At 65.8% G+C, this 12,489-nt stretch carries 15 protein-coding genes; 7 read left to right on the top strand and 8 right to left on the bottom strand.

Features of this window, described 5'->3' with window-relative positions; all coding sequences use genetic code 11:
* Window positions 1-51: 51 nt before the first annotated feature.
* Both purF and SR870_RS07475 read right to left on the bottom strand, forming a co-directional pair.
* Window positions 52-1,596, bottom strand: coding sequence for an amidophosphoribosyltransferase (purF, locus tag SR870_RS07480; RefSeq protein WP_322517367.1), 1,545 nt, complete (start codon window positions 1,594-1,596; stop codon window positions 52-54).
* Window positions 1,597-1,618: 22 nt separating this feature from the next.
* Window positions 1,619-2,245: a CvpA family protein gene (locus tag SR870_RS07475; RefSeq protein ID WP_322517366.1), complete on the bottom strand. Its 627-nt coding sequence runs from the start codon at window positions 2,243-2,245 to the stop codon at window positions 1,619-1,621.
* Between SR870_RS07475 and SR870_RS07470 the strand changes: the two genes are divergently transcribed.
* The gene (locus tag SR870_RS07470) at window positions 2,235-2,429 is read left to right on the top strand and encodes a hypothetical protein (protein WP_322517365.1); all 195 of its coding nucleotides are present in this window, start codon (window positions 2,235-2,237) and stop codon (window positions 2,427-2,429) included. The two genes, SR870_RS07475 and SR870_RS07470, sit on opposite strands and share 11 nt — an antisense overlap.
* Window positions 2,430-2,457: 28 nt before the next feature.
* On the opposite strand, the gene radA is transcribed toward SR870_RS07470, so the two are convergent.
* Window positions 2,458-3,909, bottom strand: coding sequence for a DNA repair protein RadA (gene radA, locus SR870_RS07465; RefSeq protein ID WP_322518223.1), 1,452 nt, complete (start codon window positions 3,907-3,909; stop codon window positions 2,458-2,460).
* 220 nt (window positions 3,910-4,129) lie between these two features.
* Here radA and SR870_RS07460 point away from each other — a divergent pair, with 220 nt between their 5' ends.
* The 4 genes from SR870_RS07460 (at window position 4,130) to SR870_RS07445 (ending at window position 5,627) form a co-directional block, all read left to right on the top strand.
* Window positions 4,130-4,522 carry a hypothetical protein gene (locus SR870_RS07460; protein WP_322517364.1) on the top strand — a complete coding sequence of 131 codons (393 nt, stop codon included), beginning with the start codon at window positions 4,130-4,132 and terminating at the stop codon, window positions 4,520-4,522.
* A gap of 118 nt (window positions 4,523-4,640) precedes the next feature.
* A complete protein-coding gene (locus SR870_RS07455; protein WP_322517363.1) occupies window positions 4,641-4,901 on the top strand; it encodes a type II toxin-antitoxin system HicA family toxin in 261 nt (86 codons plus the stop codon).
* Complete coding sequence (locus tag SR870_RS07450; RefSeq protein WP_322517362.1) at window positions 4,898-5,230, top strand: type II toxin-antitoxin system HicB family antitoxin; 333 nt, start codon at window positions 4,898-4,900, stop codon at window positions 5,228-5,230. Before SR870_RS07455 ends, SR870_RS07450 begins: the two co-directional genes overlap by 4 nt.
* A gap of 142 nt (window positions 5,231-5,372) precedes the next feature.
* Entirely contained in the window at window positions 5,373-5,627 is a 255-nt protein-coding gene (locus SR870_RS07445) for a hypothetical protein (RefSeq protein ID WP_322517361.1), read from the top strand.
* Window positions 5,628-5,798: 171 nt separating this feature from the next.
* On the opposite strand, the gene alr is transcribed toward SR870_RS07445, so the two are convergent.
* The 3 genes from alr to SR870_RS07430 all read right to left on the bottom strand — a co-directional run bounded on the left by alr (window position 5,799) and on the right by SR870_RS07430 (window position 8,969).
* A complete protein-coding gene (gene alr / locus SR870_RS07440) occupies window positions 5,799-7,046 on the bottom strand; it encodes an alanine racemase (RefSeq protein WP_322517360.1) in 1,248 nt (415 codons plus the stop codon).
* A 50-nt stretch (window positions 7,047-7,096) separates the two neighbouring features.
* Complete coding sequence (locus SR870_RS07435; protein WP_322517359.1) at window positions 7,097-8,593, bottom strand: replicative DNA helicase; 1,497 nt, start codon at window positions 8,591-8,593, stop codon at window positions 7,097-7,099.
* 253 nt (window positions 8,594-8,846) lie between these two features.
* Window positions 8,847-8,969, bottom strand: a complete 123-nt coding sequence (locus SR870_RS07430; protein ID WP_322517358.1) for a hypothetical protein — start codon at window positions 8,967-8,969, stop codon at window positions 8,847-8,849.
* A gap of 134 nt (window positions 8,970-9,103) precedes the next feature.
* Here SR870_RS07430 and SR870_RS07425 point away from each other — a divergent pair, with 134 nt between their 5' ends.
* The gene (locus SR870_RS07425; protein WP_322517357.1) at window positions 9,104-9,304 is read left to right on the top strand and encodes a hypothetical protein; all 201 of its coding nucleotides are present in this window, start codon (window positions 9,104-9,106) and stop codon (window positions 9,302-9,304) included.
* Window positions 9,305-9,536: 232 nt separating this feature from the next.
* Window positions 9,537-10,706, top strand: coding sequence for a hypothetical protein (locus SR870_RS07420; RefSeq protein WP_322517356.1), 1,170 nt, complete (start codon window positions 9,537-9,539; stop codon window positions 10,704-10,706).
* Window positions 10,707-10,783: 77 nt separating this feature from the next.
* Here the strand turns inward: SR870_RS07420 and rplI are convergent, their stop codons facing one another.
* A complete protein-coding gene (gene rplI, locus SR870_RS07415; protein WP_322517355.1) occupies window positions 10,784-11,371 on the bottom strand; it encodes a 50S ribosomal protein L9 in 588 nt (195 codons plus the stop codon).
* A gap of 35 nt (window positions 11,372-11,406) precedes the next feature.
* The gene (locus tag SR870_RS07410) at window positions 11,407-12,357 is read right to left on the bottom strand and encodes a hypothetical protein (RefSeq protein WP_322517354.1); all 951 of its coding nucleotides are present in this window, start codon (window positions 12,355-12,357) and stop codon (window positions 11,407-11,409) included.
* Window positions 12,358-12,489 lie beyond the last annotated feature (132 nt).

Raw genomic sequence — 12,489 nt, 5'->3', positions numbered from 1 at the left:
CCGGCACAAGGCCGGGCATGACGAACTTTAGTAAGAAGATCGCGTGAGCGGTCAGCTCGCTTCGGCGAGCAGCGACAACTGGCGCGGCGATGCTTCGGTCTGATTCAGGTCCGTCAGCGGGGTCGGATACTCACCGGTGAAGCAATGGTCGGTGAATTTGGGCTGGGCCGGGTCGCGGCCCGGTTCGCCCATCGCCCGGTAGACGCCGTCGACCGACAGAAACGCCAGCGAGTCGGCGCCGATCAGCTCGCGCATCTCATCGAGCGAATGTGTCGCCGCCAGCAGACCGGCGCGGTCCGGCGTGTCGATGCCGTAGTAGTCCGGGTGAGTGATCGGCGGCGAGGCGATGCGGAAATGGACCTCGGTGGCGCCGGCGTCGCGCATCATCTTGACGATCTTCTTCGAGGTCGTGCCGCGCACCAGGCTGTCGTCGATCAGCACGATCCGCTTGCCCTCGATCGCCGCGCGATTGGCGGAGTGCTTCATGCGCACGCCGAGTTCGCGAACGCTCTGCGTCGGCTGAATGAAGGTACGGCCGACATAGTGATTGCGGATGATGCCGAGTTCGAACGGCACGCCGCTTTCGCGGCTGTAGCCGATCGCCGCCGGCACGCCTGAATCCGGTACCGGTACCACGACGTCGGCCTCGACATGGCTTTCGCGCGCCAGCTCGGCGCCGAAGCCCTTGCGGACGTCGTAGACCGAACGGCCGCCGACGATCGAATCCGGCCGCGAGAAATAGATGTATTCGAAGATGCAGGGCCGCGGCGGCTGCGGCGGGAACGGCTTGTGGCTCTGCGCACCCTTTTCGTCGAACACGATGATTTCGCCGGGCTCGACGTCGCGGACGTGTTTCGCGCCGATGATGTCGAGCGCGCAGGTCTCAGACGCCAGGATCGGGCAGCCGTCGAGTTCGCCCAGCACCAGCGGGCGGATGCCGAGCGGATCGCGCGCGCCGATCAGCTTCTTGTTGGTCAGCGACACCAGTGAGTAGGCGCCCTCGATCGCGCGCAGCGCCTCGATGAAGCGGTCGATGAAGCGGCCGCGCTTGGATTGCGCGACCAGATGCAGGATCACCTCGGTGTCGGTGGTCGACTGCATGATCGCGCCGCTCTGCACCAGTTCGCGGCGCAGGGTCAGGCCGTTGGTGAGATTGCCGTTGTGGCCGACCGCGAAGCCGCCGGCGTTGAGTTCGGCGAACAGCGGCTGGACGTTGCGCAGGATGGTCTCGCCGGTGGTCGAATAGCGGACGTGGCCGACCGCGAGATTGCCCGGCAGCCGCGCGATCACGTCGGCGCGGGAGAAGGTGTCGCCGACCAGGCCGAGTCGACGCTCGGAGTGGAAGCGGCCGTTGTCGAACGAGACGATGCCGGCGGCTTCCTGGCCGCGGTGCTGCAAGGCGTGCAGCCCGAGCGCGGTGATGGCGGCGGCATCCGGATGGCCGAAGATGCCGAACACGCCGCACTCCTCGCGCAGCGTATCGCCGTCGGTGTCGAACACGTCGTTATCCAGAATATGGTTATCGAGAACTTGCGTGTCGCGGGCGTCCAGAGCGGGCGTTGCGGCGTCGTCGGAAGAGCTGTTGATCGCGTCCATCGCGCCTCTCACTGAGCACGCGTCAGCGTGCGTCGGGTTTGCCCTCTATCAGCTTTTTCAAACTGTCGCGGGCGGGTTTGCTGTAGCCGTCGCCACTGCCGGGCGTAGCCGACTCATCGGTCTGCTCGTCGTCCGACTTCTTCTTGAACCTTTTCAAGATGGTATTTTCAGGGTCGTCCGGCAAGAGCGTCATCAGCCAATCACCGCTTCCTTGCAGCACGGTGCGGGATTTTGCGTTGGTCACCCAATCGGGACGCTGCTTTTCGGGAACCAGCCAGTTGAAAAACAGATAGGCCACCACCACGATCAGCAGGCCGCGGGCGAGGCCGAACAGGAACCCCAGCGTCCGATCCAGCGCGCCGATCCGCGAATCCAGGATCATGTCCGAGATGCGCACGGTGATGATCGACACCACGATCAGGGTGCCGAGGAACACGCCGGCGATCACGACGACGGCGGCGACCGTATCGTTCGAGAAATAGGTCTTGGCGGTCGGCAGCAGCTTCTGGAAGGCATACAGCGTCACCAGGGCGGCCGCGCCCCAGGCCGCGATCGACAGCACTTCGCGCATGAAGCCGCGGACCATCGCCAGCAGGCCCGACACCAACATCACCGCGAGGACAACGAAATCGAGGATCGTGATCGGCATCGGTTCGTCGGGTCCGCTCGGTCTGCAAAACGGGGAATCGGCGTGCGCAGCGCCGCTCCAGATGACGGTGGTATGGCACGCCGCGCAAGGCGAGAAAACCGCCATCCGGGCCGTCGCCACAGCAATGTTCCGCTGGGTTAAAGGTTGGTGGCTGCTGCTGCCGCAAAGCGCGCGGGTTGTATAGCGGCGCCGTCCGTAAAGGTCACGCCGGTTCAGCCCTCCTGCCGCCGGAATCGCGCCGGTGTGGCATTTTTCTCCGACGAACTACTGTCGCGGCCCGCGGGGCGCGGCGTTCCGCGTGCCGCGATGTCGGCGACCAGGCTGGTGAGGCCGCCGACCGTCTGCAGCGCCATCCCGGCGTCGGACGGCGCATCGCCACGGGCGGTCTCGGGCAGGATGGCGCGGGCGAAGCCGAGCTTGGCGGCTTCCTTCAGCCTCGCGGCGGTCTGCGCCACCGGCCGCACGGCGCCCGACAGCGAGATTTCGCCGAAATACACCGCATCGGTCGGCAGCGGCGAATTCGCCAACGACGACACCAGCGCCGCGGCGGCGGCGAGGTCGGCGGCCGGCTCATTGATCCGCAGGCCGCCGGCGACGTTGAAATAGACGTCGTAGCCCGACAGCTTGACGCCGCAATGCGCCTCCAGAACCGCCAGCACCATCGACAGCCGGGCCGAATCCCAGCCCACCACCGCGCGCCGCGGGGTGCCCAGCGTGGTCGGCGCCACCAGCGCCTGCAACTCCACCAGCACCGGGCGGGTGCCCTCGATGCCCGCGAACACCGCGGTGCCTGGCGAGCCGAGATCGCGCTCGGACAGGAACAGTTCGGACGGGTTGGCGACTTCGCGCAGGCCGAGTCCGGTCATCTCGAACACGCCGATCTCGTCGGTCGGGCCGAACCGGTTCTTCACCGCGCGCAGGATGCGGAACTGCTGCGAGCCTTCGCCCTCGAACGACAACACCGCGTCGACCATGTGCTCGACGACGCGGGGACCGGCGATCTGGCCGTCCTTGGTGACGTGGCCGACCAGGATGATCGCGGCGCCGGACTTTTTCGCAAACCGGATCAGCGCCTGCGCCGAGGCGCGCACCTGCGTCACCGTGCCGGGCGCCGACTCTACGGTGTCGGTCCACATCGTCTGGATCGAATCGATCACGATCAGCCGCGGCGTGGCGCCTTCGGACAGCGTCGCGATGATGTCCTCGACCGAGGTCTCGGCGGCGAGTTCGACCGGCGCCGCCGCGAGGCCGAGCCGCTCGGCGCGCAGCCGCACCTGCGCCACCGCTTCTTCGCCGGAGATGTACACCGCGCGATGGCCGCTACGCGCCATCAGGCTGGTGGCCTGCGTCAGCAGCGTCGATTTGCCGATGCCCGGATCGCCGCCGACCAGCAGCACCGAGCCGCGGACGAAGCCGCCGCCGGTGACGCGGTCGAGTTCGGCCATGCCGGAGGGCAGGCGGGGTGCGTCGACGCTCTTGCCGGCGAGCGATTCCAGCTTGAACGGCCGCCCGCGTCGCTTGGCGCGAATGCTGACCGGCACGGCGCTGTCGCCGGCTTCCTCGACCAGCGTATTCCACTCGCCGCAGGACTCGCATTTGCCCTGCCAGCGATTATAGGCCGCGCCGCAGTTCTGGCAGACGAAGGAGGGCGATGCTTTGGCCATCATGGGTGCACTTGCGAGTCAAAGTGTCGATCGAGTCAGGTGACGATTGAGTCACCGCGTCGACATTTTTGTTCATATTTTGTTCTTTACGTCAACCGCGGCGGCGTCGGTGCAGACGTCGATGCCGCAGAGGGGATCGGGGCAGACCTGGATCAAGGCCTTCGGCCGGAAGGCGCGGCAGTGTGGCTTCCGATTCTGAACGCAGAGCGGAATAACCAACATGAAGATCGCTATCCCCACGGCGGACTGGGTCACTGTCAGCGGCCACGCCGGTCAGGCGCGGCAATGGCTGTTGTACGATCTGGCCGGGCATCGAGGCGACGCGCCGCTGCCGTCCCCGGCGCGGATCGAGCTGACCAAGGAGCAGCTGCCGCACTATTTCAAGGACGACGGCCCGCATCCGCTCGACGGCGTCGAACTGATCGTCGCCGGCAGCGCCGGCGACGGCTTCGTCCGCCACATGAAGAAACGCGGCGCCGACGTGCTGCTCACCGGCGAGACCGATCCGGCCACCGCGATCGACCTCCTCATCAAGGGCGAGGCGCTGCCCGATCAGCGCTTCGACATCACCACGACGCTGTGCCGGCTGCGGGATTTGTTCTCGCGGCATTGAGAGCATGAGCTCGTGGGGCATTCGATCAGCTCGGCGTTCATACGGCCGACGGATCAGGCCGAGTGTAAGAAAATAGTCATATTTTGCGTCTTGCAATGATACTGAAATGTGATACTATATGAAGCTGAGCAGGAAGCATCAGGTGATCTTGGATGCGATCTTTGCGACGCCGGTTTGCGCCGGCATTGTCTGGAACGACGTTGAAGCTCTGTTTCGGGCTTGTGGCGCAGAGATCAGCGAAGGGAGCGGGTCGCGAGTCCGGGTTGTTCTCAACGGCGTCCGGGCTGTTTTTCATCGACCGCATCCGCAGAAGGAGACCGACAAGGGCGCCGTGAAGTCCGTCCGCCGCTTTCTGATCGAATCGGGAATAGAGCCATGACGACGATGAGCTACAAGGGCTATCAGGCGGTTGTCGAATACGACGAGGACGCCGAAATCTTCCACGGCGAGGTCACCGACCTTCGCGACGTGATCACCTTCCAGGGTAAATCCGTCGCTGAACTCAAGAAAGCTCTTGCCGGCTCGATCGAGGATTACCTGGCCTTTTGCAAGGAGCGCGGCGAAGAGCCGGAAAGGCCGTTCTCCGGTCAGTTCGTCGTGCGTACCGATCCGGCCCTGCACAAGGACGTCTCTACCGCCGCAAGGCGCGCCGGCGTCAGTCTCAACAAGTTCGTGGCTTCCGCTCTGGAAAAGGCAATTCGCCGCTAGAGGCGACGTGGGCGACGCTGCCACGGCATTCCACGACATACTTGTTTGGTGGATCTGCCCCGCATGCGCCAGCACAGCGGTCGTCGCAAAGCGTGATCGGCCCCTGCTGTGCGCGCAGCGCTGACTTCGCTAAGGTCGGCGGATGCGAGACGACGAGCGCAAAGCCTACGAGCGACGCAAATGGCGGCAGGTGGCCGGGCATTTTGCCATGGGCGCTGTGTTCGGCGCGCTGTTCGCGGTTGTGCTGCTGCTGGGCAATTACTTCGGCCTCGCCAAAGTCATCGACACCAGCGAGGCGCCGATGCTGATCCGCGCGGTGCTGGTCGTCGGCATCGCCGGCTCGTTCGCGTTTCTCGCGGCGATCACCGGCTTCCTGTTTCTGGTGCACGAAGACTGAGCCGGCTGGCCGATCAGGTGAGAGGCTCCGTCATTGCGAGCGCAGCGAAGCAATCCAGAGACGCGGTGCACTGCGCCTCTGGATTGCTTCGTCGCGGAGCCTGTGCCCGGACGGCGCGAAGCGCCGATCCGGGTGCTCCTCGCAATGACGCTGAGAGTTCGTGCGTGGGACTCAGCCGGCCGTGGCGGTTCGCACGCCGTCGCCCTCAGTCGGTTTCTCGTCCGGCTTCGCGTCGCCGCCTTTGTAGACCCTCGCGTAGCGCGGGCCGAGGCTGGTCAGGACCTCGTAGCCGATGGTGCCGAAATGATGCCCGAGTTCGTCGACGGTGATGCCGTCGCCGATCAGCGTCGCCATCTGGCCGCGGCGCGCGGCGTTGGCGGGCAGGTCGGTGACGTCGACCGCGAGCAGGTCCATCGACACCCGCCCGGCGACCGGGCAGCGCTGGCCGGCGATGATCACGTCGGCGCCGCGGGTGCCGTCGTTCGAGCCGGCAGCGCGAAAGTATCCGTCGGCATAACCAGCCGACAGCACCGCGATCTTGGTCGGCCGCCGCGCGGTCCAGGTGCCGCCATAGCCGACGCTGTCGCCGCGCTCGACGCTGCGGACCTGAAGGATGCGGGCTTTGAGATCGACCACCGGCAGCATCGGATTGTCGGCCTCCGGCGTCGGGTTGATGCCGTAGAGCGCGGCGCCCGGACGCACCATGTCGAAGGCGAATTGCGGGCCCAGAAAGATGCCGGAGGAGGCCGACAGCGACGCCGGCACGCCGGCAAACAGGCCGGCGATCTCGCGAAACGCCGTGACCTGCCGGGCGTTCATCGGATGGTTGAGTGCTTCGGCGGCGGCGAGGTGACTGATCACCAGCGTGACGCCGTGATCGCCGGTGGCGATCCGTGGCACGATGCCCTGCGCTTCGGAGATCGTCAGGCCGAGCCGGTTCATGCCGGTATCGATGTGGATCGCCGCGCCGCCATTCCAGTGCGTGCGGCGGCAATAGACGTCCCACTCGGCGAGTTCGTAGAGGTCGCCGATCACCGGTCGGCAATTCAGCCTGGCGAATTCATCGCCGGTGCTCTGGAAGAAGCCGTCGAGAACATAGATCGCCGCGTCCGGCGCAATCGCGCGGGCGGCGCCGGCTTCGGCGAGCGTTGCGACGAAGAAGGTCTTGCAACCCGCCGCGGCGAGGGCCTTCGTGACCGGCGCGATGCCGCAGCCATAGGCGTCGCCCTTGACCACGGCGGCGGCTTCGGCCGGGACCGCGGTCTTCTCCAGCTTGCGCCAGTTGGCGACGATCGCGTCGAGATTGATGGTGAGGATGCCGGGCGCAGTGGCGGTCGCCGCGGCCAGCGCCGCCGCTTGGGCGGCTTCAGGTGTCAAAAGGCTGGCGACGGTCGCATTCGGATCGGGGAGGATGTTCATGCCGCACAATAATCGCTGCCCGAATTCCATTCAACGGGAGTTGCTGCAGCTCAGATCCGTTCCGGCAGATGGCCTTCGCTGACCAGATCGCTGAAGCGCGTGAACTGGCCTTCGAACTGCAGGTCCACCGTGCCGGTCGGGCCGTGGCGCTGCTTGGCGATGATGACCTCCGCCTTGCCGTGAACGAGGTCCATATCCGTCGTCCACTTCTCGTGCTCGGGCGTGCCGGGGCGCGGCTCCTTGTTCTGCAGGTAGTACTCTTCGCGGAACACGAACATCACGACGTCGGCGTCCTGTTCGATCGAGCCCGATTCACGCAGGTCGGAGAGCTGGGGCCGCTTGTCGTCGCGGGATTCGACCTGACGCGAGAGCTGCGACAGCGCGATGATCGGAACGTTGAGCTCCTTCGCCAGCGCCTTCAGGTTGGTGGTGATCTCGGTCACCTCCTGGACGCGGTTGTCGCCCTTCTTGCTCGAGCCCTGCAGTAGCTGGATGTAGTCGACCACCAGCAGGTCGAGGCCCTTCTGCCGCTTCAGCCGGCGCGCGCGCGCGGTGAGCTGAGAGATCGCCAGGCCGCCGGTTTCGTCGACGTAAAGCGGCAGCGTTTGCAGCTCGATCGAGACGTCGCGAATCCGTTCGAAATCGGTTTCCGAAATGCCGCCGCGCCGGATCTTGCTCGACGCGATCTCCGCCTGCTCGGCGAGAATACGCGTGGCGAGCTGCTCGGCCGACATTTCGCAGGAGAAGAAGCCGACGATGCCGCCATTGACTGCCTTGGTCGTGCCGTCGGCCTGGACCTCGCCGCGATAGGCCTTGGCGACGTTGTAGGCGATGTTGGTGGCGAGCGCGGTCTTGCCCATGCCGGGACGGCCGGCCAGCACGATCAAGTCGGAATGCTGCAGCCCGCCCATCCTGGTATCGAGATCGCGCAGGCCGGTGGCAATGCCGGACAGCTTGCCGTCGCGCTGGAATGCCTTTGCGGCCATGTCGACCGCGGTGGTCAGCGCCTGCGAGAACCGCTGGAAGCCGCCGTCATAGCGGCCGGACTCGGCGAGCTCGTACAGCCTGCGCTCGGCGTCCTCGATCTGGTTGCGCGGCGCGAAATCGACTGGCGCGTCGAACGCGACATTGACCATGTCGGTGCCGATCCCGATCAGGTCGCGGCGCAGCGACAATTCGTAGATGGTCCGGCCGTAATCATGGGCGTTGATGATGGTGGTGGCTTCGGCCGCCAGTCGGGCCAGATATTGCGCGACCGTGAGGCCGCCGAGATCGAGGTCGGCGGCGAGGAAGGTCTTGAGCGTGATCGGCGTCGCGACCTTGCCGGCGCGGATCAGGCTGGTGGCGGTCTCGAAAATGGTCTGGTGGATCGTTTCGAAGAAATGCTTCGCCTCGAGGAAGTCCGACACCCGGTAGAACGCGTCGTTATTGACCAGGATGGCGCCGAGCAGGGCTTGTTCCGCCTCGATATTGTGAGGCGCGGTCCGGTAGGCAGGCGCGGCGGCGTCGGGCGCGAGCTTCAGAACATTCGAATCGATTGCAGCCATAGCTCTGAATTGTTCTTTCGAATTTGTCGGATGCGGGGCGCGACTAAAGCGCCGATTCAACTGCCAGCGGAAGCGTCAATCGCGCGTTATGCACCAGCTCGAAGAAGAGTGTGGATGAACCGATGCACCCGAGGCGGCGGGCTTGACGAACCGGCGTTGCGGAAGCCGCCCGCCGGGGCGGGGCTCCATTTGTCGCAGCCGGATTGAACCGCGGGACCGCGGGGCCATACCTAAAGGATCGTGATCGGATTTTTCACAGCAGAAGCAGGCAGACCAGTCCGATCAATCCCGTCGCGGTTCCGAAAGCGAGCAGGGCATAGTCAATCGCGATGTCCTTCGGGACGGGGAGGCGTGTTTTTTGAGGCTGTTCGATCATGGAACGGATCAAGCGCCTCGCCGGAAAATTGATCTGTGATCACGATCACATCAGCGGGTGGTCATTCGAGGAACGGTTCGAGCGGCGTCGGGGTTGATCACGCAGAATAACGAAGTTGAAACACGGGAACGGCGATGGCTCAGAAACAGCGACGCGACGTATCCGACCGGCTCTGGCTGGAATCGCTGATCGAATCGTTCGAGGCGACCTCATGCGGCGACGGGCGTGCGGTTCCCTGCGATCGGGCGCTTCTGACCGCCACGCGTGAGCATCTCGAGATTCACAAGGGACCGCGCGACGGCGAGCGCAAGGTCCGGCTGGTTCACGCCGCTTGATCTGGATTGCGCTGGCGTACTTCCGGCAGGCCAAGGAGTGCTCCGCCAAAGCTGGCCGAGCCGCCCGGCGCATCCGAGCCGGTCGGACGTGACGGATCGACGGCGCGATTGCGCGGCTGGTATGCGACTATTCGTTATGACAAAACAGCGTCATCTCTTCCCTTCCAATCATTTTCCAATCGGCTAAAAGGACTGCGCCGCGGGCGCGGCCGTTCATGCATTGGAGGATCAAATGTCGAGCCGAGCGCTCATTTCAGCGGCGGTGATGCTTCTGATCGCCTCCATCACGCCCCCGGCGCAGGCGCAGAACCTCGAGGCCGGCAAGAGCCCGGCCCAGCTTTTCTCAGGGAATTGCGCCGTGTGCCACAAAAGCGCGCGCGGTCTCGTTCGCTCGATACCCCCCAATTCCCTGGCGTCGTTTCTGCGTCAGCACTACACGACCAGCGGCGACATGGCTTCGATGCTCGCGGCCTATCTGATTTCCAACGGAGCGACTGACACCCGCTACAGGCAGAACGACGTCAGGACCAATCCCGGCCAGCAGGACGGCCGCTCGGGGCGCAGGCAGCGGCCCGGCGCGGAAGAGGCTGCAAAGCCGGAGACAGCCAAACCAGAGGCGGCGCGACCCGAGGCTCCGGCGCAGGCCGAAGAAGGCACGCGCCGCGGCCGCCACAGCAAGCGTCCGCCCAAACCCGAAGCCGACAAACCCGCCGACGGCGCCGCCGCGACCGAGACGGCTGCGCCTGCCGAGCCCCCTCCGGCGAAGGATCGCCGCCAGCAGAGCCGGAAGGACAAGCCGGCGAAGGGCGCGCCTGCCAACGCGGCCAAGGGCGAAGCAGCGAAACCGGAGCCAGCCGCAAGCGAACCGGCTGCAGCGAAGCAGGACGCCGCGAAAAAGGAAACTGCCAAACCGGAAACCTCCGCATCGGAGCCGTCAAAACCGGAAGCCTCGACTTCCGACACGACCAAACCCGACACGACCAAACCCGACACGACCAAACCCGATACGCCCAAGCCCGATGCGTCGAAGACGGACATCGCAAAGCCGGAAGAGCCGAAGACGGAGGCCGTCAAGTCCGAGCCGCCGAAGTCCGACACGCCACAGTCCGTGCCAGCGGAGCGGGCCGCAACGCCTGGCGCGGTACCGCTGCGCCCCGATCCGGTTCCTGCGGTGACGCCGGCGCCGAAGCCCGCCGACACGCCGCCGGCGACTGCTCCGCTTGCGAAGCCGGACGAGCCGCCAGCGCCTGCGGCTTCGACGGCGCCTGCTGCGACGCCTGCGCCGCGGACCGGCGCGCCGGCCGCTGCGGCAGCCCCGTCCAGCGAACCGTCCGTCACCGTGACGCCGACCCCGCCGCCGGCCGAGCAAGGCAGTTCGCCCGACGTGCCGGTTTCACGATAGACCGCGTCGTCTTGATGCAAAAAAGCCCGGCATGCGAATGCCGGGCTTTTTCGTCGAGGTGTCTCGCTGAAGAGCGCTTACTGCTCGGCCGGCTGTTCTTCTTCCTGCTCCGCGTCCGGATCGAAGAACTCGCCGGCAGCGGCGATCGCCTCGGCGGCGGCGTCCTGGTCTTCCCGGCGGGTCGAGATGTCCTCGCCGCGATTGATCCGCTCGGCTTCCTCGGCGCTGCGCGCCACCGTCACCGACACGCCGACTTCGACTTCCGGATGCACCGCGACCTCGATGGTGTGCTTGCCGATGGTCTTGATCGGCGCATCGAGCAGGATCTGGCTGCGGCTGATCATGACGCCTTCTGCCTCGAAGCTGGTGACGATGTCGCGCACCGACACCGAACCGAACAACTGGCCGGTTTCGGAGGCCTGACGGATCACGATCACATTGTGACCGTCGATCTTCTCCGCGACCTTCGCGGCTTCAGCCTTGGCCGCGATGTTGCGCGCCTCGAGGTCGGCCTTCATGTGCTCGTACTTGTCGCGATTGGCAGCGGTCGCGCGCAGTGCCTTGCCGCGCGGCAGCAGGAAATTGCGGGCGTAACCGTCCTTGACGCGAACCAGCTCGCCCATCTGGCCGACCTTGGCGACGCGTTCCAGCAGAATGACTTCCATGTTGTTCTCCTCGAGTTGCTTGATAGGGGTAATAATCAGGTGGCGGTCGGGGGCGGCATCGAGCGGCGCTGGTAGTAGCGCTGACGAAAGCCGAATGCTGCGTCGCCGATGCCGAGCGCGATCAGGCCGAGTGCGGGCCAGAGAAAGATCAGCACGAGCGCGTAAGTCGAACTCAACAGAAAGCCGCGATGGCGGGCGGACATCGTCAGCGTGTGCAGCGTGGCCGCCCCGGTCAGCCCATAGGCGACCAGCATCGCTGCGCTGGCGGTCTTGCCGATCAGTGCGACCAGACCGCCGGTAAAGCTGAGGCCGATCGCGAGCGACAGCACCGCCAGCGTCATCGCCGGCAGCGCCACCGTTCGCAGATCCGGCCGCGGCCGGGTCAGCCGGCCGGAGGTGATGGTGATCCTGGCGGCGAGCCACAGATTCAGCGTCAAGGTCAGCATCGCGACCGAGGCGGCGGCCGGCGGGGCGACTGCGACCAGCGCGTCGATCAGCTTGTCGGTGTCGGCGGAGTTGCGCGAGCCCAGCGCCCGCTGCAATCCGCTGCGCAGGCCCTCGCTGATCGTCGCCCCGTCGGTGCCGAGCGTCAGCATCGCCGCCATCGTGGTCAAGGTGGCGAAGCCTGCCATCCACGCCACGATTCGGCCGACCGGATACCACTCCAGCGCGGCCGGGGTGGCGCTGTCCGCGGTCTCGACCGGTCGCGCCAGCATCGCGAGGCGGCCGAGCCAGTAGGCCGGCGCCACGACGGTGACAAGGAAGGCGATGGCATAGGAGAAACTGAAGATCGCGGCGAGCCCGGCGGCGCCGAGCAGCCCGCCGGCTGCGGCCCCGGCCGCGCCCCAGCCGAGTGCGGCCACCATCAGCGGCAGCGGCGCCAGATAGAACAGCAGCAATGAGATCAGCGCGCCCGAGATGATCGAGGCGAACATCAACGCCGAGGCACAGCCAGCGGCAATCGCGATCAGGATCTGGATCATCATCAGCTGTCCCGCTCCTTTCGAGCGGTTAGAGGCGGTTCGCCCCAACCATCGGCATCCGGGTCAGCGGAGCCTTATGACTTACGTCACGTGATTTGCGACACGTGACGACGAAGCAAAGTGAAACCCGCGGCG

Origin of the sequence: Rhodopseudomonas palustris (genome assembly GCF_034479375.1) — a bacterium.
In the GTDB taxonomy this organism is placed as follows: domain Bacteria; phylum Pseudomonadota; class Alphaproteobacteria; order Rhizobiales; family Xanthobacteraceae; genus Rhodopseudomonas; species Rhodopseudomonas palustris_M.
The sequence above is the reverse complement of the archived record's forward strand: the minus strand, read 5'-3'. Positions and strand labels throughout refer to the sequence as shown.